Origin of the sequence: Aminobacter sp. HY435 (genome assembly GCF_027568395.1) — a bacterium.
Taxonomy (GTDB): domain Bacteria; phylum Pseudomonadota; class Alphaproteobacteria; order Rhizobiales; family Rhizobiaceae; genus Aminobacter.
The window spans coordinates 97,084-122,189 of sequence record NZ_JANKZL010000014.1; the positions used below are offsets into that span (position 1 = coordinate 97,084).

Sequence of the window (25,106 nt, forward strand, 5' to 3'; positions counted from 1 at the left end):
GTCGGAAAGCAGGCGATACGGGAAGAGATCATGATGCCATCGGCGCGATTTCCTGACCTCGTTGGACGCTCGGTGCTTATCACCGGTGGCGGTTCCGGCATCGGCGCGTCGCTGACCGAGGCATTCGCAATGCAGGGCGCCAAGGTCGCCTTTGTCGACGTTGCCGAAGCGGCGAGCACGGCGCTGTGCGAACGTGTCGAGGCGGCCACAGGCAACCGGCCGCTCTACCTGCGCGCCGACCTGCGCGACATCGACGAACTGCGCTGTGCGGTGGTCGCGGCAGTCGAGGCGCACGGCCCGGTGACGGTGCTGGTCAACAACGCTGCCAACGACAGCCGTCACGAGGTCGCAGACGTCACCCCCGAAAGCTGGGACGACAACCAGGCGGTCAACATCAGGCCGCACTTCTTCACCATCCAGGCGGTGGCGCCCGGCATGGCGGCCGCAGGCGGCGGCTCGATCATCAATTTCACCTCGACCTCCTACATGCTCAATATCGGCACCATGCCGGCCTACACCACGGCCAAGGCCGCCATCGTCGGGCTGACCAAGGGCATGGCCGGCCGCTATGGGCCGGACAGGATCAGGGTCAACGCGGTGGCGCCCGGCTGGGTCATCACCGAACGCCAGCGCGAGCTGTGGGTGACCGAAGCCTCGCTGAACAATCACATCTCCAGGCAATGCATACCCGACATGATGCTGCCCGAGGACATGGTCGGGCCGGTGCTATTCCTGGCTTCCGATACCTCGAAGATGCTGACGGCGCAGACGCTGATCGTCGATGGAGGCCTGCTGTGAGCGCGCGAAACACCCCTGCAATCGCCGCCGTCGACTGGGGCACCACACGGCTGCGCGTCTGGCTGCTCGATGCGGCCGGCGGCGTCATCGACGAGCGCCGCGGCGACGAGGGCCTGCTGACGGCGCAACACAAGGGGTTTGCCCCGATCCTCGATTCGCATCTTGCCAGCATGGGCGCGCCGGCCGACCTGCCGGCCATCGTTTGCGGCATGGCGGGCGCGCGACAGGGCTGGATCGAGGCGCCTTATGTCGACGTGCCGGCCTCCCTGGCCGATATTCTTGGCGCGGCGGTTCCCGTTCCCGGCATATCGCGCGACGTCCGCATCGTGCCCGGCCTCGCCCAGCGCAAGGCGGATGCGCCCGACGTGATGCGCGGCGAGGAAACCCAGCTGGCCGGCGTCGCCGCCGGGATCGGCTCAGGCAGCCATCTCGTCTGCATGCCCGGCACCCACTGCAAATGGGTAGGCGTCGACGACGGTACGGTCGCCGGCTTCGGCACCTGGCCGACCGGCGAGATGTTTGCGGTTTTTGCCGGTCATTCGATTCTCAGGCATTCGCTCGGCGAAAAGCCTGCGCCGGTTGCGCCTGACAGCGAGGTGTTCCGCGCGTGGTGCAGCCAGGCCCTGACTGACGGTGATATCGGCGCGCGCCTGTTCGGCATCCGCGCCGCTGGCCTTTTGTCCGGCCTCGGCCAGGCCGATGCGGCGGCAGCGCTTTCGGGCCTGCTGATCGGCGCCGAGATCGCCTCGGCGACGCGCCGCTTCGGGCGGCGAGAAACGCCCGTGGTGCTGGTGGGCTCCGGTCCGCTCGGCGCGCTCTATGCCGAGGCGCTGAAGCTCGGCGGCCTTGAGGTGCGGATCGCCGACGCCGACCAGGCGGTGCTCGCCGGGCTGGTGGCCGCGGCGCGTCGCAACAAGATGCTAGCCTGAAGGACACGCTGATGACCACTGCACCATTCCCGGAGCTCCGACGCGGCCTGGTCGCCATCCTGCGCGGTCTGAAACCGGAAGAGGCGCTCGACGTCGGTCAGGCCGTCTTCGACGCCGGCATCGAGGCGATCGAGGTTCCGCTCAACTCTCCCGATCCGTTCCGCTCGATTGAAACCTTGGCCGGGGCGCTGCCGAGCGCGCTTGTCGGGGGCGGGACCGTCGTCTGGGGCAAGGACGTCGACCGGCTCAACGACGCCGGCGGACGCCTGCTGGTCAGCCCGAACATCGATCCCGAGGTGATGGCGCGCGCCACTGCCCACAAGATGGTGACGATGCCTGGCGTGTTCACGCCGACGGATGCGTTCCTGGCGCTTCGCCTCGGTGCTTCGGCGCTCAAGTTCTTCCCGGCCAGCGTGCTCGGCCCGGGCGGCATCTCGGCCATTCGCGCCGTGCTGCCCAAGGAGATACAGATCGGCGTCGTCGGCGGCGTCTCGGAGGCCGATTTCGCCGCCTATGCCAAGGTTGGGGTGCGGCTCTTCGGATTGGGGTCGAGCCTTTACAAGCCTGGCATGAGCGCCGCCGACGTTGGTGCCCGCGCCAGGGCGGCAGTTGCCGGCTGGGACGCCATCGCCAAGGGAGCGTGACATGACGGCAGAAATCCTTTCCGGCGAGGTCTGCGAACTGGGCGAGGGGCCGACCTACGATCCGGCCACCGACACGCTGTATTGGTTCGACATCCTTGCGAGCCGGATGCTCGAAAAGCAGCTCTCGGGCGGCGCGACGCGCATTCACCAGCTCTCCGAGATGGCCAGCGCCATCGCCACCATCGATGCCGAGCGGCAGCTGCTGCTCACCGAGACCGGCCTCTATGTTCGCGATGCGGCGACCGGCAGCCTGTCGCTGCACCATGCCGTCGAAGCATCCAACGCGACGACCCGCTCCAACGACGCGCGCGTGCATCCTTGCGGCGCGCTTTGGTTCGGCACCATGGGCAAGAAGGCCGAGACCGGGGCAGGGGCGATCTACTGGTATTTCCGCGGCGAGCTGCGCTTGCTCTATCCGGCGATCACCATACCGAATTCGATCTGCTTCAGCGCCGACGGTACGGTGGCATATTACGCCGATACGGCGACCAACCTGCTTTTTCGCGTCGATTGCGATGGCGACACCGGCTTGCCGCATGGCGAGCCCAGGCTTTTCACCGACGGCCGCTTGCGCACCGGTGGCATCGACGGCTCGGTGGTGGACCGCGATGGCGTCCTGTGGAATGCCTGCTGGGGTGGTGGCCGCGTCGATGCCTACGCGCCCGACGGCACCCTGCTGCGCAGCGTCGCCGTGCCGGCGACCCAGCCATCCTGCCCGGCCTTCGTCGGCGCGCGCGCCGAGCGGCTTGCCGTCACCTCGGCGCACGAAGGAATGGACGCGGCTGCGCTGAAGGCCGATCCGCATGCCGGCAACACCTTCCTGCTCGACATCAAGGTCAACGGCCGCCACGAGCCCAACGTTCTGATCTGAGCTCGTGCGCCTGTCGCGGGGGCGGCGGTGACGGGTCGGTTTTCCGGCAAGCGTCGCGCCGCCGAAATGCCATTGTCGGTCCGACGCAGCAGGAAGATTTTGCCCGATGGCCGCAACCGGACCGACGCTTTATCTCGTCTATGAGCCCGAAGGCGCCTGTTTCGACCGCCTGGTGTCGGAGGGGTTTTCAGCGCGTGCGGCGGCGGAAGTGTCGTCATATCTGGCACAGTCGACCGACCTCGCCCCGGAGTTCGAGCTGATCGCCGGCGCCAGTGCGCAGCGCGGCATCGCTTTCCAGGCTGTCGAACTCGACGAAGCTGCAGCTGTGCTCGGCGCGGCCAATCGCAACAACAGCCTGGTCTGGACGCTGACCGACGGCATCGCCTATTTCCGCGGCGGCGTATCGCCGGCTTTGGCCCGGCTCAACGGGCTTGCCACCATCGGCGCCGACGACAGTCTTTTCGCCCTTTGCCAGGACAAGTTTCGCGCCGGCGCGGTGCTGGCCGCGCTTGGATTGCCGGTGCCAGTTTCAGGGCTGGCGCGTGGCGGAACCTGGCTGGCAGAGCCGCCGGCGTCGGCGTCGGGCTATTTCGTCAAGCCCAACCGACTCGGCGCCAAGATTGGCATTTGGGAAGATTCGCACTGCCGTCAGGCCTCGGACGCGCTTGCCCTCGCCGAACGGGTGTTCGAAGCCTATCGCGATGATGTCGTGGTGCAGCCCTATGTCCCCGGACGAAACGTCCGTGCCAGCTTTCTGGCGCTCGATCCCGAAGCCGGGCCGGGGGCGCTGGGCATCTTCTTTGTCGATTCAGGCGGCGATTTCCAGACCATGGCCGACAGCTTGGCGCTGTATGGCGACACTGGAGCTGCGGCGAAGGCAGGCGGGCGCTACGCCGAACCTGCCCTGGTGTCGGTCGATTCGATCCAGCCGGTCGCGGCTCAAAGGATCAGGCAAGTCGCGGCCCGGCTGATGTCGGCGCTGGGTCTGCGCGATGTCTACTCGCTCGATTTTCGCGTCGAGCCGGACGATACGGTTCATCTGATCGAATTCGAGGTCTGCCCGGGCCTGCCGTGCTTCGACTTCCGCGCCTATTGCCGGAGAGAGTGGCGGCTTGGCCTCGCCGAGGCGATGGCCGAGACGGCGGCGCGCCGTCTTTTGAGGTGACCCTCTGTGCCCGTTGTTGCGCAGCGGGCGCTCTTGGCTGTCAGCTCTGGCGTTCCATGCACACCGAGGTGTGGCCAGACCGGATGAAGCCGATCTGCTGGGCTGCCCCCTTGGACAGGTCAAGCACGCGTCCCTTGATGAACGGGCCGCGGTCGTTGACACGCACGATCACGCTCTTGCCGTTCTTCTGGTTGGTGACCCTGAGCTTGGTGCCGAAAGGAAGCGAGCGGTGCGCTGCGGTCATGGCAGATGGATTCATGCGTTCGCCCGAAGCCGTCTTCGAGGTCAGCGCATACCAGGATGCCTTGCCGCATTGAGCCGAGGCGGTTCCGGTGGAGCCGAGAAACATCATGCTTGCGGCGAGGGTGGCCGCTACCATGGCGGGCTTGGCGCTCTTCATCTTCTGGTTAATGCTCCGTTGACAGATACACGGAGTGGTTTGGGATGAAATGTGGCGACGAATGGGGCAAGCTTCGGGCGGTTCCGTGGCCGGCGGCACACGTTTGGAGTCTGTGGGTAACAGTTTGTCAGAGTCGAAGTGCCTGCTGTAAGGAATATTTTCATACTTCCGGCGCTGCCAGGGAGGTGATCCGGAGGTCAGCAGAATCTGTGCGGACAAAATCGTGCCGATGAATACTTGGCGTCACCAAACTGTTCCAAGTTGCGTCAAGAAAATGTCCCGCACCCAAGCCGACGAGGGTCGTCATGATGCGAAAAGCCGGAAAGATATTGGCGGTGATCGCGATTGCGGTCGGGGCGGTATGGATGCTGCAGGGCCTCGGCGTGGCTGAAGGCAGCTTCATGACCGACGACATGGACTGGTTCTGGATCGGGCTGGTCGTCGCAGCTGCAGGGGTGCTTGGGCTATTTGGTCTGTCGCGTCCGGCACGTTAGTGTTGCAGCCATCGTCCGGAGCGCTAGGGTGCTGAGGGGCGCCAGTCGCCGGCGCAGGCGACTGCCAAGGAGGGAAATTGCGGGAAGCAGGCCTGACCGTCGCGATCTGCACCCGCAACCGCGCTCCGCTGCTCGCCCGCTGTCTGTCAGCGCTGGAAGCTGCCGGTCCGCCCGATGCCCCGTTTGAGATCTTGGTTGTCGCAAACGATTGCAGCGATGACACGCTCGCCGTCGCCGGCGGGTTTCGATCGCGCCTGCCGATCGTCGTCGTCGAGGAACCGGTGGCCGGGCTGTCGAGCGCCCGCAATCGCGCCGTTGCCGAGGCCCGCGGCCGGCTGATCGTCTGGCTCGACGACGACGCGCTCGCCCACAAGGCGTTATTGCGCGCCTACGAGGCGGCCATGCTTGCCTCGCCGGAATGCGCGATCTTCGGCGGCGCCATATATCCGTGCTTCGAGGGCGAGCCGCCGGATTGGCTGGTCGCCGGCCTCTCGGCGGTCGAAAGCGCCTATGCCGCCCGGCGCCCAGGCGCCGCCGAAAGGTTCGACCGCGTAAACTCGAACCTCCCCTTCGGCGCAAACTATGCGGTGAAAACCGAGGTCCAGCGTCGCTTCAGCTTCGACCTGAAGCTTGGGCGCCGCCCGGATAACCCGCTGTCCGGCGGCGAGGAAGTGGCGATGATCAGGCAGGCCCTTGCTGCGGGATATGTCGGCCGCTGGGTGCCGGAGGCGGCGGTGGATCACCTGATCGGGCCGGAGCGCCAGTCGGAAGCCTGGTTGTGGTGCTACTTCCATGCCGAGGGCGTACGTGTCGCCGGCGGCGAGCCGCCAAACCTATGGCTTCGGCTCAAGGCCGCAAGGGCCGTCCGGCGTTACCGACATGGCCGCACCAGACTCCCGGCTGAGCAATGGCTGGCATTGCTGGTGCGGGCAGCGATCCTGGCAGGTCGGGCAGGCGTTAGCCCGCGGCTTTGACCAGGGACCTGCCGCTGCGCGCCAGCGCCGGGTTGTCGCCAAGCAAATCGAGCATCGTCGGCACGACATCGAAAGAACTTGCGCTGTCGGTGGTTACATACTTGAGGCCGGGGCCCGTGCCGAACAGAAAACCCCAGTCGCCGGTGTGGCCGCCCGTCCTGCGCCATGGCAACGGGCCAATGGCGCCGGTGCTGCGATGTTCAATGCCGAGCAGCCCGGACCTGAACAGCACATAGAGATCGGCTTCGTACGGGCCAATCTTTGCCGGCGGCTTGCTTGCCCGGAAGGTTTCGCTCACCGCGGGCTCGCCGCTCAATGGATCGCGGCATTCCGCCAGCATTTGTTCCAGCTCGCCAAGCAGCGCGTCGTAACGCTCGGGCTCGACCGTCCCCGAAGCCTCCCTGCCACGCAGATTGATGCGTATCTGGCCGTCGTAGAAGGCTGGCAGGGCGAACGCATCCATGCGGGGCCAGAAACTGCGGTAGCGTGTCGCCGGCATCCAGCCGATACCACGCGGCTCGCGGTGCCGGCGCAAGGCGTCGAGATCCCGTGTCCGCCCCAGCCCCGCCTTGATCAGCAGTTTGCCAAGGCGGCCCGGCGCATCGGGCCAGCGCACGAGCTTGCGCAGCGTTGCGTCCCAGTTGCCCTGCTCGGAAAAGAGCGGCGTTCCGTCGGCTAGATAGGAAGTCGCTTCAAGCTGGCGCATGTAGGGCTTGCCGAAGCTGCGGCGGTAGAGCAATTCCGGCAACAGCGCCATGGCCGGCACGTCACCCTCGTTCTTGCCCATGCCATGCATGGAAAAGGCGAGCACGGTCGCGTCGGGAAAGGCTTCGGCGAGTTGGCCGACAAGCCTGTCGAGCGCATCGTAGATGCCGACGAGGCCTTCGCCGGCGGCCTTGGCCGAGGCGACGGCGTTCAGGGGATGACTGGCATCGACGCCATGCCACAGCGGCTCGCTGCCGGAGTGGGCCTCGGAGGGGACGACGATGGCGAGGTCCCAATCCGGAATGCGCTCGCGCAGCAGCCACAGCGCGATCTCGCAGCGTTTGTCGACGGCGGCGATCAAAGCTTTCGAGGCCGCTTCGGTACGTTCCGGCGATGGCCAGCAGGAGCCGTATATCCATTCGGGAGCCGGGTAGGGGCCGAACCGCTGTTCTATCTCCGCGGCGAGCCCTGGCGGGTTCGAGTGCGCCTCGACGCCCGGGTCATGCGCGCCCCATGCCGCCAGGCCTTGAATCCCGTTGTCGCTCAGCCGGCAATAGGGCAGATCGAAAGCCACGACCTTGCCTGCGATCTTGTCGAGATAGGTCTCGGTCGTCGCGTCTTCCTGGATTACCTCATAGGTGCAGGGATCGTAGCGCACCGCCGACCACCGTCCACCGTCCGAAGGCGCAAGCCCCGTGGCCACCTGTTCCCAGGCCAGGCCCGAGAGCTTGTCGCGACCATGGTCGAGCCGGATGCCGATGCCGCGTTCCCGCAAACGGGAAAGATGCGGTAGTCTTCCCTGTCCGATGAGCTTTTCGACAAGCGCCAGATCCATGCCGTCGAGGCCGATGGCGAGTACGCGCGGCATGCTTTCCTCCCGGCTCCAGCCTGTCTCAGTATTCCCGAACACGCAGGTGGAAGCAACGGAGACCGGCGGGGGAGCGCTTTGTTGTCATTCATGCCGTTGCATGAGATAATATTCCCAGTGCGAAGAACGCCCGTCGAGGAGTTCGCAGGCACGTAGTCCTCACGGGCGCTCGAGCGTAACTCGAACGTAGCCTGAGAGGATTTTTCGTCATGGCAACCCTTGATAGAATGGAGTCCCTGGGACTCTTGAAGCACCGGCGTTGGGAGGATGTGCTCTCGATGATCCTCGGTGCGGCGATTATCGTGTCACCTCTGTGGTTCAAGGAAACCAGCATGCCGACGATGATGGCCGTCACTGCGCTGGTTGGCGCCGCGATCGTCGTGCTGTCCGGTCTCGAACAGATATTCCTGAGGCGCTGGGAAGAAATCCTGTCGCTGTTCTTGGGTATCTGGATGATGGTGCAGCCATTCGTGTTCCAGTACGGAGCACCGCTGCGCGGCTGGCACGTCGCGTTCGGCGCCGGCGTGGCCGCTCTTGCCATCCTGGAGCTTTGGCAGGACCGCAACCGTAGCCTGGACGGCTAGATCATCGGGACGTCGGCGCATCGGTCCGAAGCGCAGTCGATCTCGGGCCGATGCACCGCTCCAGAACATTCTACGCTGGGCAATTGCCAAGCCTTTGAGCCGCGCGAAGTTTGTCGGTCGCAAGCGCATGACGCGTCAGGGCTCGCCGGATGTCGTTCGGAACAGCCGACTGGGTCGACCATGATGGCGCATGGTCTACGGCCGGACGCCGCGCAAAGGCGTGTCCGCGGCAGGCAGGTCAGCGCCAGCCGATGTACCCAGTGAACTCGCTCATCAGCGTATCGAAGCGTTCGAGATTCTGCGACAGGTTATCGGGCGACACGCCGCCGCCGGCATCAATGAGATAATCGAAATAGGTGTTGTCCCTGTCGTTTGAGGCGCGACCGGCAACCTTCTTGTTGTTCCAGTCGAGCGCCTTCTTTTGCATCGCCTCATCGGTCTTGAAGCTGCTCTGGAACTGAACGCGACGACATTTTTGCGGTTCTCCGTCGCAATTGTAGAAGTAGACCCAGAACTTCATGCCCGACGCCTTGGAATCGATAACCGGTAGGTTGTCGCCATCGACGCCGACCTTGGCCTGGTAGCCGGCCTTGGTCATGATCGCCTCCATTTCGGCGATGGTTATGCCGTCGAGCAAGGTGGCGTCCGGAACGGCTGGTCGGTCCTGCACGCGGACGATGGTCTCGGCGGCTGCATTGGAGGCCAGCAGAACGGTCAGCGTACCAGCCGCGAGTGCACAGCGCAGCATCATCGTGCCTCCTCGAAAGGTTGGACGATCTAATATTAGAGTAACCTCATATTAGCACTGACGGCAGGAGGCCACAAAGTCGTCTGTTTGGTGGATCGCGTTGCCGGGGCGCCGGAAACCAAAAAGCCCGGCTCTGACGAGCCGGGCTTTGAAGTCTTGTCCAAACAAGAAGTCAAGCTTTGGCTTGACCTTGGAAACTGGTGCCCAGAAGAGGACTCGAACCTCCACGCCTCGCGGCACACGGACCTGAACCGTGCGCGTCTACCAATTCCGCCATCTGGGCTGGTGGGCGCTGATGTAAGCGGGCGAAGCGACTGTGTCAACGCGCTTTTTCTGCTTTTGCCGACGAATGTTGCAACGGGCCGGATTTGTCGCAGCGCGGCCTGCTGCATGACGCAGGGGCACAAAGGCCCTGCGTCCGAAGAGGCTTGGGCCGCTGGCGAACCGGGCGGCTCCATCGCATCGGCGCGAATAGCGGAATCGGCTTTCGGAAAGCACGATGCGCAGAATCAACAAGCCGGAGCGAGCTCGGTCAGCCCAGCACGTCCTTCGACGCGACGGTCGAATCGGCGTTGAGTTTGTAGACGATCGGCACGCCGGTCCCGAGTTCGAGCTTGACGATGTCGGGTCCCGAAATGCCCTCGAGCGCCATGATCAGCGCGCGCAGCGAATTGCCGTGCGCCGCGACCAGCACGGTGCCGCCCGACAGCACGTGCTTCTGCATGTCGTGCATGTAGTAGGGCCAGACGCGTGCGCCGGTGTCCTTCAGGCTTTCGCCGCCGGGGGGCGGGGTGTCGTAGGAACGACGCCAGATATGGACCTGCTCCTCGCCCCACTTGGCGCGGGCGTCATCCTTGTTGAGGCCGTTGAGGTCGCCATAGTCGCGCTCGTTGAGGGCCGCGTTGCGGATGGTCCTGAGATCGCTCTGTCCGAGCACGTCGAGGATGTGCTGGCAGGTGGTCTGGGCGCGCGACAGCGCCGAGGTGAAGGCGATGTCGAACTTCAGCCCGCGCGCCTTGAGCTTCTCACCGGCGGCCTTTGCCTCGGCGTGGCCCTGCTCGGTCAGGCCGGGATCGCGCCAGCCGGTGAACAGGTTCTTGAGGTTCCATTCGCTCTGGCCGTGGCGCACGAGCACGAGTGTTCCGGACATGTTTGCTCCCTTGGATGTGTTGGGATGAGAAATGGGGTCAACTACAGGCCGAGCACGTCGCGCATCGAATAGAGGCCGGGCTTGCGGCCATGCGCCCAGAGTGCCGCCTTGACGGCGCCGCGGGCGAAGATCGAGCGGTCTTCGGCCAGGTGCGACATGACGATGCGTTCGCCCGAACCGGCGAGGATGACCGAATGCTCGCCGACCACCGAGCCGCCGCGCAGCGTGGCGAAACCTATGGTGCCGGCCTCGCGCACACCGGTATGGCCGTCGCGCACGCGCACGCTGGTCTCGGCCAGTGCGATCTGGCGGCCGTGCGCGGCTGCTTCGCCGAGCAGAAGCGCGGTGCCGGAAGGGGCGTCGACCTTGTGGCGGTGGTGCATCTCGAGGATTTCGATGTCGAAATCGTCCGGCCCAAGTGCCTGTGCCGCCTTTTCGACCAGCACCGACAGAAGGTTCACGCCGAGGCTCATGTTGCCCGACTTGACGATCGTTGCGTGGCGCGCCGCAGCGGCGATCTTGGCGTCGTCCTCGGCCGAGCAGCCGGTGGTGCCGATGACATGCGCGATGCGTGCCTGGGCTGCATAGCCGGCGAATTCGACAGTGGCGGCCGGCACGGTGAAGTCGAGCACGCCGTCAGCCTTGGCGAAGGCCGCCAGCGGGTCGTCTGTCATGGCGACGTTGATGATGCCGATGCCGGCAAGCTCGCCGGCGTCTTTGCCGAGATGCGGCGAGCCTTCGCGTTCGATCGCGCCAACGACGCGGACCCCGTTCATGGCATGCACGGTGCGCAGCAGCACCTGGCCCATCCGGCCGGCGGCGCCGACCACAACAAGACCCATCTCGCTCATCGTTCGCTCCCCGCGGCAGTTTACGGCAGTCGTTCAGTTTCCATCGTATCGTCGACCAGGCCAAGGCCCGCTTCGTCATGCAGATTGTGGAAGCGAGCATAGACGCTGTTGGGATCGGCCATCAGCGCGGCATGCGTGCCTTCTTCGATCAAGCAGCCCTCGTCAAGCACCACGATATGGTCGGCGTTGATCACAGTCGACAGGCGGTGGGCGATGACGATGGTGGTGCGTCCCCTGGTGGCTGTGGAAAGTGCGGCCTGAACGCGCGCCTCGGACTCGTTGTCGAGTGCGGAGGTAGCTTCGTCGAGCAGCAGGATCGGTGCGTTGCGCACGAGAGCCCGTGCGATGGAGACGCGCTGGCGCTGTCCGCCTGAAAGGGTCGATCCGCTTTCTCCAACCGGGGTGTCGTAGCCCCTGGGCTGCTCGCGGATGAAATCGTCGGCGAAGGCCTTGGCCGCCGCATCATATATTTCCGGGTCGGTGGCGTCGGGACGACCGTAGCGGATGTTATCGGCGATGCTGCCTTCAAACAGATACGGATGCTGCGAAACATAGGCGATCGACTGGCGCAGCGAATGCTTGGTCACGCCCCTGATGTCCTGGCCGTCGATGGTGATGCGACCGTCGTCGACATCGTAGAAGCGCTGCAGCAGGGCAACAAGCGTCGACTTGCCCGCACCTGAGGCGCCGACGATGGCCGTGGTCTTGCCGCCGGCGGCGGTGAAGCTGAGCTGGCGCAGAACCGGAACATCCGGGCCGTAGGCAAACGAAACGCGTTCGAAGCGGATGTCACCTCTATCAACCCGAATCTTCGCCGCGCTGGTGCGGTCTTCCTGGCGCGGCGGCGTGTCGAGAATTTCATAGAGCATGCGGGTGTTGACGAGAGCGCCTTCGAGGCCCACCTGGGTGCGCGCCAGGCGGCGGGCCGGATCATACGCGAGGATTAGCGCGGTGATGAAGGAAATGACCGCGCCTGGTGGTACCGCGCTCACCGTCGCGCGATAGCCTGCATAGCCGATGACGGCGGCGATGACGAAACCGGCAAGCATATCCGAGATAGGGGACAGGCGCTCGGAAACGCGGGCAATCTTGTTGGAGCGCGCTTCGACATCGGTGACCAGGTCGCCCATGCGCTTGGACAGCTGGCCCTCCATGGTGAAGGCCTTGACGATGGCGATCCCCTGCACAGCCTCCTGCATCGAGCCGAACAGCCGCGAATTGACCAGAATGGCTTCGCGGTTCAGGCGGCGCAGCCGGCGCACCAGATAGTTGACCGCAAACACCAGCGGCGGCCCGATCAAAAAGGCGATCAGCGACAGCATCGGGTCCTGGTAGATCATGACCCCGATCAGCGAGAGCAAGGTCACGGCATCGCGGGCGATCGAAGTGACCAGGATGTTGAGCAGGTCGCGCACACCGCCGACATTCGAGCTGACCTGGGCCACGAGCTGCGCCGATCGCTGCGACGAGTAGAAGTCCATGCCGAGGTTCATCAGGTGATCGAACATGCGGCGTTGGTAGCGGGCGATCAGGTTGTTGCCGACCTTGGCGAGCACGACGGCCTGGCCATAGGTGGCGGCGCCGCGAATGCCGAAAGCCACAACGATCGACAGGCAGATCGGGGCGATCAGGTCGGCGCGCCGCTCGTAGAAGATCTGGTTGACGACGTCGCGCATGACCCAGGCCGTGAACGCGGTGGTTCCTGCGATGGTGAGCAGGAAAGCGGCGGCCAGGCCATAGTGCCAGATGTAGTCGCGGCCATTTTCCTTTGCGACGCGCCGGATGACGGCAACGATATCGCTAGGTGCGGCCTTGGCCGTCAGATTCTGGTCATTGGACAAACAGGTGATCCTGTGGGAACGCGGAAACTGCGTCCCTCATAAAGCATGACGTTCGGCTGTGAAACCGCCTTTTGGCCGCAGACCTGCCGCCCTTTCAGGCTGTCCAGCGCCGGTCTCCGGTCTCTATGCCGAACAGCAGGGGATTGCGCGCGTAGGCGGCGAGCCCCGCCAGAGCCCCGAGCGGATGAGTGATGACATAGACGGGCATCGAGGCCATCAGCTCCTGATGCGGCGCCTTGTCCTCGAAGGCTTCGCGGAAACTGCCCTTTGTCAATGCCGGCACGATCTTCTGGGCGATGCCTCCGGTGAGGAACACCCCGCCCTTGCTCTTGAACACCAGAGCGAGGTCGCCGGCGGTGCGGCCGAGGCAGGTGACGAACAACTCCAGCGCCTCGACGGCGATCGGGTCGCTGCCATCGAGCGCGGCGGCAGTGACCTGTGCAGGCTGATTGAGGACAGGCGCATTGCCATCGGCCTTGGCCACGGCGCGGTAGGTGTTGACCAGCCCGCGGCCGCACAGGATCTGCTCGCCTGAAATCCGGCCATCGAGCTTGTCGATATGCGGGAACACTTCGAAATCGCGCGGAGAACGCGGCCCGATGTCCATGTGACCGCCTTCGCCTGGAACCGGGATCCAGCGGCCGAGCGCATGGATGAGGCCCGCAACGCCAAGCCCGGTGCCGGGCCCGAGCACGACGCGGGCAGCGCCCGCTTCAGGCTCGCCGCCGCCGATCTTTTCCATGTGTTCGTCGCCGAGTGCGACAACGGCCAGCGCCTGCGCCTCGAAGTCGTTGAGCACCAGGATGTCGGAAAGGCCGATGGTCGAAAACATCTGCCGTGGCCTGACCACCCACGGGCAGTTGGTCAGCGCGATCTCCTCGCCCTCGACCGGGCCGGCAACAGCGAGCACCGCCGATCGCGGCCGCACCGAAGATCCCTCGAGCACGGCGAGGATAGCGTCGTCGATGGTGGCGTAACTCGCGGTCTGGACGATGCGCGGTTCGCCAGCTTCCTTGTCGGCGCTCTCGACAATGGCGAAGCGGGCATTGGTGCCGCCTATGTCGCCGATCAGGATCGGGAAGGGAAGCGCCTGCGCCTGTTCTGCAGAATGTGACATTCCCGAATTCGTCCCCGGAGGCCTTCAGCCGTTTTCTTGGTTTTCCAGCATGATCTCGGCTGTCGCCCGATTCAACGCCATGGGAATGTCGTAAACGATGGCAAGCCGCATCAGCGCCTTCACATCGACGTCATGCGGCATCGGCGTCAGCGGATCAACGAAGAAGATCAGCAGGTCGATCTTGCCTTCGCTGATCAGCGCGCCGATCTGCTGGTCGCCGCCGAGAGGCCCGCTCTTGAGCGGCGTCAGGTTCAGCCCGGGGCATGCCGCCATGATGCGCTGGCCGGTCGTGCCGGTGGCGACGATGTGGCACGTCTTGAGGAACTCGGCGTGGTCGCCGACGAAGGCGACGAGGTCAGCCTTCTTCTCGTCGTGGGCAATCAGGGCGAGGCGCAAGGCGGGTGTCACTATCGGCGCATCCAGGGCAGGCTAAATCGGTTGAATTCAATAGACCGATTTGTGCAGCTTTGGAAGCGCCAGGTCAAACGCCTCATCGGCTCGGCCCTATTTGTTCGTCGGGCGCGGCCGCGGCAGCGGAATGTCGACCGATGGCCTGGGAACAAAGGCGTTTGCCGTCGCAGGAACGCCCGGGTCGGTGATGACTGGCGTTTCGGCGACCGCTGGCGCTGCCGGCGCAGGCGTTGCCGCATAGTCGCTGCCGCCGGGGCCGTGGTAGGTCACGGCGGCCTCGTTGACCGGTGAGGGTGCGTCGAGGACGGCGCGGCATTCCTTGGGCAGGCTGGCCATCGTCATGATGTCGCGCGCCTTGGGTTTGGCCGGGCCGGTCGCCGGTCGCCATGGTTCTTCGGTGAACCACCACGCCAGCGACTTGTCGCAGCCGTCGCCACGTGGCGTCGCGTCCTGCTCCTTGCACCCCTTCGAGCCCGGCTGGCAGCCGATGCGGACGTGGAAATGATAATCGTGGCCCCAGAACGGGCGAACCTTGCGCAGCCAGGAGCGGTCGCCGGTGACCGTCTCGCAGAGTTTCTTCTTGATGCCGGGATTGACCAGGATGCGCTCGACTTCCGGATAGCTGGCCGCGCGTTCGAGCAGGCGCGCATGTGCCGGCGTCCAGCGCTTTTCGATGACGAGATGGGTCTTCTCGTTGACCATCGACACCGCGCTCATGTTCTCGCGCTCGGTCGGCGACAGCCTGCGGTCGGGCATCGGCGTGAACCATATGTCGGCGTCGAGGCCGATCTGGTGCGAGGCGTGGCCGGTCAGCATCGGCCCGCCGCGCGGCTGCGAGATGTCGCCAAGCAACAGGCCCGGCCAGCCATCGGCGGTGGCGTCGCGCGACAGCTTTTCGATCAGCGCGATCATCGTCGGATGGCCCCAGCGGCGGTTGCGCGACAGCCGCATCGCCTGCCAGGTCGGGCCGTCGGTGGCGATCGCCACGCCGCCGGAGAAGCAGCCCTTGGAATAGAAGCCATAGGAGCGGGCAGTGATCGCCGCCGGCAATTTCTTCGCGCCGAACAGGTCCTTCGCCAGTTCCGAGGCGCTGGCCACCTGCATGTCGAGCCCAATCAGGCCGAACGTGGCCGCCGCCATGGCAAGCCGTGCCGCCTTGCCCAGAAATCCGCTGAAAAATGTCGTCATGGGGTCCAATCCTCTCCGAAGACCTTGCGTCGCCGTGGTTACCGAAAGGTAAAATCGGCGCGGTCCACCCCTATCAATTGTCCGCTCCGATGCGGCCTATCCCTGCCGCATCGGGCTGCGTTTGTCGCTTTCGCCTTCGCCGCGCCAGCTGCCCTCGGCCCACATCCGGTCGAATGCGGCGCGATAGTTCGGATAGCGGAAATCATAGCCCGTGGCCCTGATCTCGGTGTTGGCGACTCGCTTGTTCTCGCCATAGAAGGACCGCGCCATGGGCGAAAGTTGGGCGGTCTCGAACGGAATTTCCGGCGGCGCGTCGACGCCCATCAGTTGTGCGGCATAGGCGACCACGTCCTGCGGTGGCGCCGGTTCGTCGTCCGTGACGTTGAAGATGCCGCCGCGGTCGGCGTCGATCAGATGCCAGAGTGCGCCCGATATGTCTTCGACATGGATGCGGTTGAACACCTGGTTCTGCTTCACCAGTCGCTTGGCGGTGCCGTTTTCGAGATTGACGAAGGCATTGCGGCCGGGTCCGTAGATGCCTGACAGGCGCAGGATCGCTACCGGGCGGCCAGCCTCTTCGCCGAGTTCATGCCACTGCTGCTCCGCTTCGAGCCGTGCCCGCGAGCGGCCCGATTTCGGGTGGCAGTCGGCCGTCTCGTCGATCCACTTGCCGCCATGGTCGCCATAGACGCCAACGGTCGACAGATAGCCGATCCAGCGCAGGCGCGGCATGTGATGGACGATGGCGTCCCGGGCGGCGTCGAGCACCGGATCGCCGGCATCGCCGGGAGCGGCGGAGACGACGAGCTGGGTGGTTTCGGCAAGCCTTGCCCGGATCTCTGGCGTCATGTGGCCGTCGAACAGCAGCGGCTCGATGGCGGCGGCCTGCAGCGCGGCGAACTTGTCGCGCGACCGTGTCGTGCCGGCGACGTGCACGCCGTTCGGCGCGGCCTTGCCGAACGCCTTGCCGGAATAGCCGGCGCCGAAGATGAAGATGTTCTGCCCGGTCATGCCTGCGTCCGTTGCGGTTCAGCTAGGGTCAGCGCCGCATTCCATTCCGCGACGACGTATTCTTCGGTTTCCGCTTTCAGGGCGTCTTGTGCAAGAGCCTTCAGCGTTGCCGCGCCGGTCAGCCGCGACAATGCCCAGACAGCAGCGCCGCGAACCAGCGGCGAGGCATCGGCAACCAACGCCCTGCACGGGGCGATCAATCCGCTTTCGCCGGAGTTTCCGGCAGCGATGAGCACGTTGCGGATGAAGCGGTCGCGACCGATGCGCTTGACCGGGGAACCGGAAAAGAAGCTGCGGAACGAAGCGTCGTCGAGCAGGATCAGTTCGGCGAGGCGTGGCTCGCGCAGGTCGTCGCGGGCGGCCAGCTTCGCCTCCGAGGCGGCCTGGGCGAACTTGTTCCACGGGCAGGCGGCCAGGCAGTCGTCGCATCCGTAGATGCGGTTGCCGATCTTCTCGCGGAATTCGACCGGGACCGGACCCTTGTTCTCGATGGTCAGGTAGGAGATGCAGCGCCGCGCGTCGATCCGGTAGGGCGCCGGGAATGCCCCGGTCGGGCAGGCGTCGAGACAGGCCCGGCAGGAACCGCAACGGTCGATTTCTGCTTCGTCCGGTTCGAGCTCGGCGGTGGTGAAGATGGTGCCGAGGAACAGCCACGAGCCGAATTCGCGGCTGACGAGGTTGGTGTGCTTGCCCTGCCAGCCGAGCCCTGCGGATTCGGCCAGCGGCTTTTCCATGATTGGTGCGGTGTCGACGAACACCTTCACGTCGCCGCCGGCGCGCGCAACGATCTTGCCGGCGATCTCCTTGAGCCGGCCTTTCATCACGTCGTGATAGTCGCGGTTGCGGGCGTAGACCGAGATTGCGGCGCGATCGGTTTGAGCCTGCAATGCGCGCGGGTCGGTGTCTGGTCCGTAGTTCATGGCGAACACGATGATCGAGCGCACGTCTGGCCACAGCGCCGATGGCGCCGAGCGTCGTTCGAGCGTTTCGGCCATCCAGTCCATCGAGCCGTGAAGCCCTTCTTCGACGAACTGCGCAAGGCGGGCCGGGGCGAGCGGGATCGCGTCGGGGCGCGTCACGGCGACGGCGGCGAAGCCGGCGCGTTTGGCCTCGTGTTCGATCAGCCGGCGTAGCGCCGTCTCAGAAGTCGAGGTCCGCATAATGCGATGCCGGGGTTAGCCCGCGTACCCGGTCGGCGAGCAGGGGCCTGAATGAAGGGCGCGACTTGACGCGGGTGTACCATTCGCGCGCCGAGGAATATTCGCGCCAGTCGATCTCGCCGAGGTAATCCAGCACCGAAAGTGCGCCGGCGGCGGCCAGGTCGGCATAGGTGATGCGCGGGCCTGCCAGCCAGTGGCGCGTGCCGGCCAGCCAGTTGGTGTATTTCATGTGCTGGCGAATATTGGCGCGGGCGGCGCGAATGGCGCCCGAATCGGGCGAACCGCCGCCGGCGGCCTCGGGCATGTGCGGCTTCAGCACGCGCTCGCGCACCAGGTGCCGCGTCACTTCGCTCTCGGTCTTGGTCAGGTACCAATCGGTCAGGCGTCGGATTTCGGCCCGTTCCATCGGGTCCTCGGCGAACAGGCGGCGCTCGCGTTTCAGCACGCCGCGTGTTTCGTCGATGTACTCGGAAATGATCATGGCGCCGACGATCGGCACATCACCCTCGGCCAGCAGGACCGGTAGCGTTCCCGCCGGATTGAGCGCCAGGAACTCCTTGCGCCGCGTCCACGGCTTTTCTTCGATCAGGGCCAACTCCTCGCCATACTCGCCGAACGCCAGACGGACGAAACGGCATGTCGCGAACATGGGGTGGTGGAAAAGCGTCAGCATGGTCCTGCGAAATTCGTGATCGTTGGTGCTCTGGCGAATCGCCTGCCGCGCCGCTAGAGCTTCTGGGCCCGGTACGCCGGGCTCTCGGGCGACCCGACCTATAGGGTGACTTCCGCCCCGTGACAAGCAATCGCGAATGAACGTTATCGCGGGGACCTGATGGATAGCCAGTCAATATTCGATGCGCTGCTGCTTGGCTTGCTCGAGGGGCTGACCGAATTCATTCCGGTGTCGTCGACCGGCCATATCCTGCTCGCCGGCCATTTCCTCGGCTTCAATTCGACCGGCAAGACCTTCGAGATCCTGATCCAGCTCGGCGCCATCCTGGCGATCCTGTCGGTCTATTGGGCCCGGCTCTGGAAAATGCTGATCGACCTGCCGCGTGACCCGACCACCCAGCGCTTCGTCGCTGGCATTCTCATCGCCTTCCTGCCGGCGGCGCTGATCGGCGCGCTGGCGCACGACTTCATCAAGACTGTGCTGTTCGAATCGCCAAGGCTGATCTGCATCATGCTGATCCTGGGCGGCATCGTGCTGCTGTTCCTCGACAGGCTCGACCTCAAGCCGCGCTATGGCGACGTTACCAAGTTCCCACTGTCGGTCTATCTGAAGATCGGCCTGTTCCAGTGCCTGGCGATGATCCCGGGCACCTCGCGCTCCGGCGCCACCATCGTCGGCTCGTTGCTGATGGGCGTGGAAAAGCGCGCCGCGGCGGAGTTCTCGTTCTTCCTCGCCATGCCGACAATGGCCGGCGCGTTCGCCTACGACCTCTACAAGAACCGCGGCATCCTGTCGGCAGCCGACCTGCCGGTGATTTCCGTCGGCTTCATCGCTGCCTTCGTCACTGCACTGTTCGTCGTCCGCCACCTGCTCGATTACGTCTCGCGCAACGGCTATGCGCTGTTCGGCTGGTGGCGGTTGCTGGTCGGTGGCGTTGGCCTGATCGCACTGATGGTCTGGGGCTGAGCAGGTTCCCCTCCCCTTGGGCAGGGGTGGGGTGCTCAGGCTTCCGACTTGGAGAACTGGCCGGCGGCGCGGTAGCGCCACAGATAGCTCGGCAGGATCGTTGCCGTCGACTTCGGTGCGATGCCCAAAGCGGCAATGGTGCGGCCTTCGTCCTGCGCCTGCTTCGACACGACATTGTCGGAACGCAAGAGCGTCACCTGATCCTTGGTCAACTGCGGGTTGGGCAGCAGGCCAAGCACCGATGCCTGAAGTTCGGCGGCCCACCACGGCACCGGCATCAGGATTCGCTTGCGCTCGATGACCTCGAGCATTTCTTCAAGGCACTGCTTGAAGGTCAGCACCTGAGGCCCGCCGATCTCGTAGATCTTGCCGAAAGCAACCTTGCCGTCGACGGCCCGCGCGATCGCTTCGGCGACGTCGCCGACATAGATCGGCTGGAAGCGGGTTTCGCCGCCGCCGATCAGTGGCAACGCCGGTGAGAAACGGGCCATGTTGGCGAAGCGATTGAAGAACGCGTCTTCGGGGCCGAACACGATCGACGGGCGGAAAATCACCGCGTCGGGCTTGGTCGCGAGCACGGCCTGCTCGCCGCGCGCCTTGGTCAGCGCATAGATGGACGGCGAGGATTCGCTGGCGCCGAGCGCCGAGACATGGGTCAGCGTCGCGCCGGCGGCGCGTGCCGCTTCGGCCACGGCGCGGGCACCGAATTCGTGCACGGTCGAGAAGCGCTGGCGTCCGCCCTCATGCAGGATGCCGACGAGGTTGATGACGTGCGAAGCGCCCTGAACGGCGCGGTCGATGGACCAGCGTACGCGCAGGTTTGCCTGGACCGGCTGGACCTGTCCGACATTGCCGAGCGGCTGGACGAAATTGGCGAGATCGGGACGGCGGCAGGCGACACGCACCAGATAGCCGCGCTTGGCCAGGGCCCGCACGACACTGCGGCCAAGGAAGCCGGAGCCGCCAAACACGGTGACGAGTGGCGGGGTCTGGAGGATTTCGGTCATCGCTGGCTCCGGTGGCGCCTGAAGGGCTGATTGTCAGCGTTTCTTAGCCCGTTTCGAGAAAAAGGCAATCTTTGAGCGACCGGCAAGAGCGGCCCGCGCCGATGTGGCGCGGGCGGTGGCTGGCCTTGGGAGGCAATCGGCAGAAGGGGTCAGAATTCGCGGCTGAAGCGCGCGTCGAGCGAGTGGCGATTGCCGCCGCGAACGGCAAAGAACAGGAAGATCGCGGCCCACAGGATCGACTTCTCGGCGCCCGAATAGCCCTGCCCCATGGTGATCCAATGGAACCAGACTGTGACCAGCAGGACGATCATGGCGGCGAAGGATGCGGGCCGGGTCAACAGGCCGACGGCGATCAGGATGCCGCCGAAGAACTCGGTGCAGGACAACAGCAGGGACCAGAATGCGCCCGGATAGAAGCCGAGCGACTCGACCATCCCGCTGGCGCCGAACGGATCGCCGATCTTGCCGAGGCCGTGCGTGACGAGCGCGACGCCGGCAACCACGCGCAGGATCGTTTCGGCGGAATCGTGCAGCGCGGCGTAGACGCTCCCAAGGGTGGGAATGAAAAGACGGCGGCCGCTTTTTTCGGTCGTCATGGTCAAGGGTCAGGTCTCCGGTTTCAGGGGGGCGAAGCGATTGTGGACGTGCAATGCAGCAACGCCCGACTGCGCGGCTCACGGTCAAGTCAACAAGGTTTGAACGAAAGATGATTGAAGTAGTCATGTTTTAGGCTTCGGAACCCCCGCCGCGCCGCCGGCGTTCATCCTCCAGCGCGGCCGACCGCCGTGCCTGAGATTCACCCCAAGAGACGAGCAACGACCCGAAAAGGAGATGCGCGATGAATTGGAACCAGATCGAAGGCAATTGGGAGCAGTTCAAGGGCAAGGTCCAGACCCAGTGGGGCAAGCTGACCGACGATGATCTCGACGTCATCAAGGGCAAGCGCAAGGAACTCGCCGGCAAGCTCCAGGCCCGTTATGGCAAGGCGCGGGAGGATGCCGAAAAGGAAATCGACACCTGGTTGTCCAGGCACTGATTTTTGAACCTGTGCGGCGGCCTGACATCGGCCCCATGCGAGAAGCCCCGCTTTTGTGGGGTTCTTTCGTGTCCGGACCTGCACGGACTTGGCCGAAGTGCACCGTCGATTCACGTGAAACGGACGGCAATGCAGAAAACCCCGCGTGAAGCGGGGTTTTCCGGATGACAACAAGGCGGACGACCGACGCTGAGGAGGCCGTCGCCTCACGGCGTCAGGAGGGTTCCCAGCACGTTTTGCCGCCCCAACCCTGCTGGCCCGACATGTTGCCACCTGCGGCCTTGCACTCCTGGATGAACTTGGCGTTGCAATCCGGGAACTTGCTCGAGCCGTTCTTGCAGTACTTGTCCTCGGTGGCGCCGCCATTGTCCGCGGAAGCCTTGCCGCTCGGGCCCGACGGCTTGTCGTTGCCGGGCTTGTCGGAAAAATCGCCGGGGCCTGACGGCTTGTCGTTGCCCGGCTTGTCGGAAAAGTCGCTCGGGCCGGAAGGACGGTCGCCGCCGCCCGAGCCGGCCGAAAAGCCGCCGGCGGCATTGGCGCTGCCGATGGCGCCGGCAAGGAGAAGCACTGCAGTCAGGATGGTGATCTTGGTTTTCATGGTCATTTTTCCCTAAGTCGTGGTTGCGTTTCGGGGGCGCGGGCCTCTGGCGCCGCGTCGGAACGTTGTTTCGCTTTGGGTTCCCCCGGGTTGATCGGGCAAGCTCACCTCGCCCTGGACATGGCTAGGTCGCAGCGGCGCGGCGAAAGGTTCATCGCGGCGCACGATTTTTTTCGCCGGACCGCAACGACGCCGCGCCAGCCGAACTCAAGTCATTGTCAGTGCAGGGTTTTCAGGCTTGCTTCCGGGCCGCGAATTCTGCGATCCGGGCGTGCAGGGCAGCTAGAATGGTGATGCCGCTGGCGTCCGAACGTAGCCGTGCCGCTGCCTTGGCCGAACCGGGAATGTGGACGCCATACCTGGTGGCGAGCCGGTCGAGGTGAACGCGCATGCGGATTTCGAAGCCGGGGTCGAACAGTTTGGGGTCGAGCGCTGCTATGAACAGGCCGGTTCCCGGCGTCTGATGGCCTTCCGAGATCGACGGCGCGTCGACAGACCAGTTGGCGCCGGAAACGCCGGCCGCCAGAACCTCGACCATCAGCGCGACATTGGCGCCGCGTGAGCCGCCAAAGGCCAGAAGCACGCCCTTCATCGCCTTCTTCGCGTCCGTGGTCGGTTTGCCTTTGGCGTCAAGCGCCCATCCTTCCGGGATTGCCTCGCCGGCCTCGGCGGCCCTGCGGACGTTGACGAAGGCAGTGGCGCTCGACGACTGGTCGATGATCAGCGGCGGGCCGTCGGCGGCGGGGGCGGCGAGCGAAATCGGGTTGGTGCAGAACACCGGCTTGGTCGAGCCCGAGCCAGCGACGAGAGCCGGGCCGTTGGTGGCCGCGAGCGCTACCAGTCCGGCTTCCGCCAGCCGGCCGGTGAAGTAGCCGAGCGAGCCGCAGGTATAGGCGTTCTTCTGCGAGAAGATGGTGACGCCGAACAGTCTGGCAGCCTTGGCAATGTCGTCGAAGCAGCGGTCGAAGGCCGTGTGCGCCGCACCACCCTTGGCGTCGGCGAGGTAGATTGCCAGCGCCGGACGGCTGATCTCAGGTTCCGCCTTGCCGTCGATGCGTCCGGCCTCCAGCGCCTCTAGGTAGTCTACATAGTGGGAAAGCCCGACACTTGCCTGTCCCTCGGACTCGGCGGCAACCGCGGCAAGGGCAATCGACCTTGCCGTTTCGTCGCCGGCGCCCGCGCCAATTGCGGCGGCGATGCAAAGCGCCCTGGCCTCGTCGATGCCGAGCGTGACGGTTTGGGACCTGGTTGCGGTCATGAGCCTACCCCAGTCTGGCCGGAATCTTCGCCTCCAGCTTGCGGAAGCCGAAGACCAGGATGCCGGTGATGATCAGATAGATGAGCGCCAGCAGCAAGAGCGGCTCGTAGACGATGAACGTGTCCTGCCTGACGCGCGACGCCACCGCATAGATGTCGATGACAGTGATGGTGGCGACCAGCGGCGTGGCTTTCAGCTGCAGCACCGTTTCACCGGCCAGTGTCGGCAGCGCGCGGTGGATGGCCTGGGGCAACCAGATGCGGCGGAAGCGCTTCCATGGGCTCATGCCGAATGCGTGCGCGGCTTCGAGTTGACCTCTCGGGACGCCGGCAAACGCGCCGCGCATCACTTCGCCCTCATAGGCGGCGTAGGACAGCGTCAAGGCGACCACGGCATAGGGCCATGCCTGCCTCAGAATCGGCCAGAGCTCGGATTGCCTGATCCACGGGAACTGCGGAAACAGCGAGCCCAGCCCGTAGTAGAGCAGCCACAGCTGCAGAAGCAGCGGCGTTCCCCTGATAACGGTGCAGAACGCCCTGGCCGGCCAGGCCAGCCAGAACGGTCCGGCTGCCTGGGCAAGGCCGAGCGGAACCGCCAGCATGAAGCCGAGCACGCAGGTGACGACGAGAATCCAGATGGTTCGCCAGATGCCGAGCAGTGCCAGATCGTAATAGTTGGGCAGCCAGTCCCAGCGCATGAAGACGATGGCGCAGAGCACCAGCGCAGCGCCGATCGCCATCAGCACGATTCGGTGCGGCTGCAGCCATTCCGAACGGATCGCGTCTCTTGCCTCGGCGGAAGCGGCAGCGGTCATCGCCCGGCCTCCACCACGGGCGGCAGGCCGCGCCGCGCCCGGCGTTCGACAGCGCCGATTATGACATTGGAAAACAGCGTCAGCAGCAGGTAGAGCGCCCCGGCGGCGACAAAGAAGGTGAAATAGGCCTTGGTCGCCGCACCCGCCTGCCGCGTCTCCTGCGTCAGTTCGCTGAAGCCGACGACGGCGAGAAGAGCGGTGTCCTTGGTGGCGATGAGCCACAGGTTGGCAAGGCCCGGTATCGCGAACGGCAGCATCGCGGGAAGGGTGATGCGCCGCAGCAGCTTGCCCGGCGCCATGCCATAGGCGCGCGCCGCCTCGATCTGGCCCTGCGGGATCGACAGGATGGCGCCGCGGATGACCTCGGTGGCGTAGGCGCCCTGGACGACGCCGAGCACGACGACGCCGGCGACCAGGCCGCTGATGTCGATCGGCGGGTAGCCAAGGCCGCCGAGCGCGCGGTTGATGAGGTCGGTGCCGGCATAGTAGAGCAGCAGGATCAGAACGAGTTCGGGCACGGCGCGAACGATGGTGGTGTAGAGCCCGAGCAGGTCGCGAACCATCGGTCCGCCATAGAGCTTGCCCCAGGCACCGCTGATGCCGATGACGATGCCGAGACTGAATGCGCCGATGGCGATCTGGACGGACTTCGCCAGGCCGCGCAAAAGGTTCGCGCCCCAGCCGGGCGGGGAGATCGACAGCAGTTCCACAGTCGCGGACTGTAGCAGCGGGCTCAGCAGATGCTCGATGTCAGTGGTCCTTTGGAGAGCTGCAGGTGGTCGGGCATTTCCTCTCCCCTTTGTGGGGAGAGGTCAGGGATGGGGGCATTGCCGCGCACCCGGTGT

The 25,106-nt window shown here is 65.1% G+C and carries 28 protein-coding genes and 1 tRNA gene; 10 read left to right on the forward strand and 19 right to left on the reverse strand.

Annotated features, from left to right (window positions below; translation table 11 throughout):
* Positions 1 to 30: 30 nt before the first annotated feature.
* From PCJ21_RS20210 to PCJ21_RS20230, 5 genes are all read left to right on the forward strand, one after another.
* Positions 31 to 798 (forward strand): SDR family NAD(P)-dependent oxidoreductase, encoded by a 768-nt coding sequence (locus PCJ21_RS20210; protein ID WP_269933238.1) that lies wholly within the window; start codon positions 31 to 33, stop codon positions 796 to 798.
* Positions 795 to 1,727 carry a 2-dehydro-3-deoxygalactonokinase gene (locus PCJ21_RS20215; protein WP_269933239.1) on the forward strand — a complete coding sequence of 311 codons (933 nt, stop codon included), beginning with the start codon at positions 795 to 797 and terminating at the stop codon, positions 1,725 to 1,727. The genes PCJ21_RS20210 and PCJ21_RS20215 overlap by 4 nt, the downstream gene beginning before the upstream one ends.
* Before the next feature lie 11 nt (positions 1,728 to 1,738).
* On the forward strand, positions 1,739 to 2,371 hold the full coding sequence (locus tag PCJ21_RS20220) for a 2-dehydro-3-deoxy-6-phosphogalactonate aldolase (RefSeq protein ID WP_269933240.1): 633 nt from the start codon (positions 1,739 to 1,741) through the stop codon (positions 2,369 to 2,371).
* A 1-nt stretch (position 2,372) separates the two neighbouring features.
* On the forward strand, positions 2,373 to 3,242 hold the full coding sequence (locus tag PCJ21_RS20225) for an SMP-30/gluconolactonase/LRE family protein (RefSeq protein ID WP_269933241.1): 870 nt from the start codon (positions 2,373 to 2,375) through the stop codon (positions 3,240 to 3,242).
* A 106-nt stretch (positions 3,243 to 3,348) separates the two neighbouring features.
* On the forward strand, positions 3,349 to 4,407 hold the full coding sequence (locus PCJ21_RS20230) for a D-alanine:D-lactate ligase-like protein (RefSeq protein ID WP_269933242.1): 1,059 nt from the start codon (positions 3,349 to 3,351) through the stop codon (positions 4,405 to 4,407).
* A 40-nt stretch (positions 4,408 to 4,447) separates the two neighbouring features.
* Here PCJ21_RS20230 and PCJ21_RS20235 read toward each other — a convergent pair whose 3' ends face one another.
* Entirely contained in the window at positions 4,448 to 4,807 is a 360-nt protein-coding gene (locus PCJ21_RS20235; protein ID WP_269933243.1) for a septal ring lytic transglycosylase RlpA family protein, read from the reverse strand.
* Positions 4,808 to 5,112: 305 nt separating this feature from the next.
* On the opposite strand from PCJ21_RS20235, the gene PCJ21_RS20240 reads away from it, so the two are divergent.
* Together PCJ21_RS20240 and PCJ21_RS20245 are read left to right on the forward strand one after the other, a co-directional pair.
* On the forward strand, positions 5,113 to 5,301 hold the full coding sequence (locus tag PCJ21_RS20240) for a hypothetical protein (RefSeq protein WP_269933244.1): 189 nt from the start codon (positions 5,113 to 5,115) through the stop codon (positions 5,299 to 5,301).
* Between the two features lie 77 nt (positions 5,302 to 5,378).
* Positions 5,379 to 6,275, forward strand: a complete 897-nt coding sequence (locus PCJ21_RS20245) for a glycosyltransferase family 2 protein (protein ID WP_269933245.1) — start codon at positions 5,379 to 5,381, stop codon at positions 6,273 to 6,275.
* Here the strand turns inward: PCJ21_RS20245 and PCJ21_RS20250 are convergent.
* The gene (locus tag PCJ21_RS20250) at positions 6,259 to 7,848 is read right to left on the reverse strand and encodes a hypothetical protein (protein WP_269933246.1); all 1,590 of its coding nucleotides are present in this window, start codon (positions 7,846 to 7,848) and stop codon (positions 6,259 to 6,261) included. The genes PCJ21_RS20245 and PCJ21_RS20250 overlap by 17 nt on opposite strands.
* Before the next feature lie 209 nt (positions 7,849 to 8,057).
* On the opposite strand from PCJ21_RS20250, the gene PCJ21_RS20255 reads away from it, so the two are divergent.
* Positions 8,058 to 8,432 (forward strand): SPW repeat domain-containing protein, encoded by a 375-nt coding sequence (locus PCJ21_RS20255; protein WP_269933247.1) that lies wholly within the window; start codon positions 8,058 to 8,060, stop codon positions 8,430 to 8,432.
* Between the two features lie 238 nt (positions 8,433 to 8,670).
* Here the strand turns inward: PCJ21_RS20255 and PCJ21_RS20260 are convergent, their stop codons facing one another.
* From PCJ21_RS20260 to PCJ21_RS20310, 11 genes are all read right to left on the reverse strand, one after another.
* Positions 8,671 to 9,180: a YbjN domain-containing protein gene (locus PCJ21_RS20260; protein WP_269933248.1), complete on the reverse strand. Its 510-nt coding sequence runs from the start codon at positions 9,178 to 9,180 to the stop codon at positions 8,671 to 8,673.
* A 198-nt stretch (positions 9,181 to 9,378) separates the two neighbouring features.
* Positions 9,379 to 9,463: transfer RNA gene (locus PCJ21_RS20265), tRNA-Leu, on the reverse strand.
* A 249-nt stretch (positions 9,464 to 9,712) separates the two neighbouring features.
* Complete coding sequence (locus PCJ21_RS20270) at positions 9,713 to 10,330, reverse strand: 2,3-bisphosphoglycerate-dependent phosphoglycerate mutase (protein ID WP_269933249.1); 618 nt, start codon at positions 10,328 to 10,330, stop codon at positions 9,713 to 9,715.
* A 41-nt stretch (positions 10,331 to 10,371) separates the two neighbouring features.
* A complete protein-coding gene (gene dapB / locus PCJ21_RS20275; protein ID WP_269933250.1) occupies positions 10,372 to 11,181 on the reverse strand; it encodes a 4-hydroxy-tetrahydrodipicolinate reductase in 810 nt (269 codons plus the stop codon).
* A 20-nt stretch (positions 11,182 to 11,201) separates the two neighbouring features.
* The gene (locus tag PCJ21_RS20280) at positions 11,202 to 13,022 is read right to left on the reverse strand and encodes an ABC transporter ATP-binding protein (protein ID WP_269933251.1); all 1,821 of its coding nucleotides are present in this window, start codon (positions 13,020 to 13,022) and stop codon (positions 11,202 to 11,204) included.
* A 94-nt stretch (positions 13,023 to 13,116) separates the two neighbouring features.
* On the reverse strand, positions 13,117 to 14,139 hold the full coding sequence (locus tag PCJ21_RS20285; protein WP_269933252.1) for a glucokinase: 1,023 nt from the start codon (positions 14,137 to 14,139) through the stop codon (positions 13,117 to 13,119).
* A 24-nt stretch (positions 14,140 to 14,163) separates the two neighbouring features.
* Entirely contained in the window at positions 14,164 to 14,547 is a 384-nt protein-coding gene (locus PCJ21_RS20290; protein WP_269933253.1) for a methylglyoxal synthase, read from the reverse strand.
* 96 nt (positions 14,548 to 14,643) lie between these two features.
* Entirely contained in the window at positions 14,644 to 15,738 is a 1,095-nt protein-coding gene (gene mepA, locus PCJ21_RS20295) for a penicillin-insensitive murein endopeptidase (RefSeq protein WP_269933254.1), read from the reverse strand.
* Between the two features lie 96 nt (positions 15,739 to 15,834).
* Positions 15,835 to 16,749 carry an SDR family oxidoreductase gene (locus PCJ21_RS20300; protein WP_269933255.1) on the reverse strand — a complete coding sequence of 305 codons (915 nt, stop codon included), beginning with the start codon at positions 16,747 to 16,749 and terminating at the stop codon, positions 15,835 to 15,837.
* Positions 16,746 to 17,909: a tRNA epoxyqueuosine(34) reductase QueG gene (queG, locus tag PCJ21_RS20305; RefSeq protein ID WP_269933256.1), complete on the reverse strand. Its 1,164-nt coding sequence runs from the start codon at positions 17,907 to 17,909 to the stop codon at positions 16,746 to 16,748. The genes PCJ21_RS20300 and queG overlap by 4 nt, the downstream gene beginning before the upstream one ends.
* Positions 17,890 to 18,582, reverse strand: coding sequence for a glutathione S-transferase family protein (locus PCJ21_RS20310; RefSeq protein ID WP_269933257.1), 693 nt, complete (start codon positions 18,580 to 18,582; stop codon positions 17,890 to 17,892). The genes queG and PCJ21_RS20310 overlap by 20 nt, the downstream gene beginning before the upstream one ends.
* A 159-nt stretch (positions 18,583 to 18,741) precedes the next feature.
* On the opposite strand from PCJ21_RS20310, the gene PCJ21_RS20315 reads away from it, so the two are divergent.
* On the forward strand, positions 18,742 to 19,548 hold the full coding sequence (locus tag PCJ21_RS20315) for an undecaprenyl-diphosphate phosphatase (protein WP_269933258.1): 807 nt from the start codon (positions 18,742 to 18,744) through the stop codon (positions 19,546 to 19,548).
* A 35-nt stretch (positions 19,549 to 19,583) separates the two neighbouring features.
* Here the strand turns inward: PCJ21_RS20315 and PCJ21_RS20320 are convergent, their stop codons facing one another.
* Entirely contained in the window at positions 19,584 to 20,555 is a 972-nt protein-coding gene (locus PCJ21_RS20320; protein WP_269933259.1) for a complex I NDUFA9 subunit family protein, read from the reverse strand.
* Positions 20,556 to 20,704: 149 nt separating this feature from the next.
* Positions 20,705 to 21,151, reverse strand: a complete 447-nt coding sequence (locus PCJ21_RS20325; RefSeq protein ID WP_269933302.1) for a DoxX family protein — start codon at positions 21,149 to 21,151, stop codon at positions 20,705 to 20,707.
* A 242-nt stretch (positions 21,152 to 21,393) separates the two neighbouring features.
* Here PCJ21_RS20325 and PCJ21_RS20330 point away from each other — a divergent pair, with 242 nt between their 5' ends.
* Positions 21,394 to 21,591 (forward strand): CsbD family protein, encoded by a 198-nt coding sequence (locus tag PCJ21_RS20330; protein ID WP_269933260.1) that lies wholly within the window; start codon positions 21,394 to 21,396, stop codon positions 21,589 to 21,591.
* A 214-nt stretch (positions 21,592 to 21,805) separates the two neighbouring features.
* Here the strand turns inward: PCJ21_RS20330 and PCJ21_RS20335 are convergent, their stop codons facing one another.
* The 4 genes from PCJ21_RS20335 to PCJ21_RS20350 form a co-directional block, all read right to left on the reverse strand.
* Positions 21,806 to 22,189 carry a hypothetical protein gene (locus tag PCJ21_RS20335; protein ID WP_269933261.1) on the reverse strand — a complete coding sequence of 128 codons (384 nt, stop codon included), beginning with the start codon at positions 22,187 to 22,189 and terminating at the stop codon, positions 21,806 to 21,808.
* Positions 22,190 to 22,421: 232 nt separating this feature from the next.
* Complete coding sequence (locus PCJ21_RS20340; protein WP_269933262.1) at positions 22,422 to 23,447, reverse strand: Ldh family oxidoreductase; 1,026 nt, start codon at positions 23,445 to 23,447, stop codon at positions 22,422 to 22,424.
* Positions 23,448 to 23,451: 4 nt separating this feature from the next.
* Positions 23,452 to 24,261, reverse strand: coding sequence for an ABC transporter permease (locus PCJ21_RS20345; protein WP_269933263.1), 810 nt, complete (start codon positions 24,259 to 24,261; stop codon positions 23,452 to 23,454).
* Positions 24,258 to 24,971, reverse strand: a complete 714-nt coding sequence (locus tag PCJ21_RS20350) for an ABC transporter permease (RefSeq protein WP_269933264.1) — start codon at positions 24,969 to 24,971, stop codon at positions 24,258 to 24,260. Before PCJ21_RS20350 ends, PCJ21_RS20345 begins: the two co-directional genes overlap by 4 nt.
* Between the last annotated feature and the right edge of the window lie 135 nt (positions 24,972 to 25,106).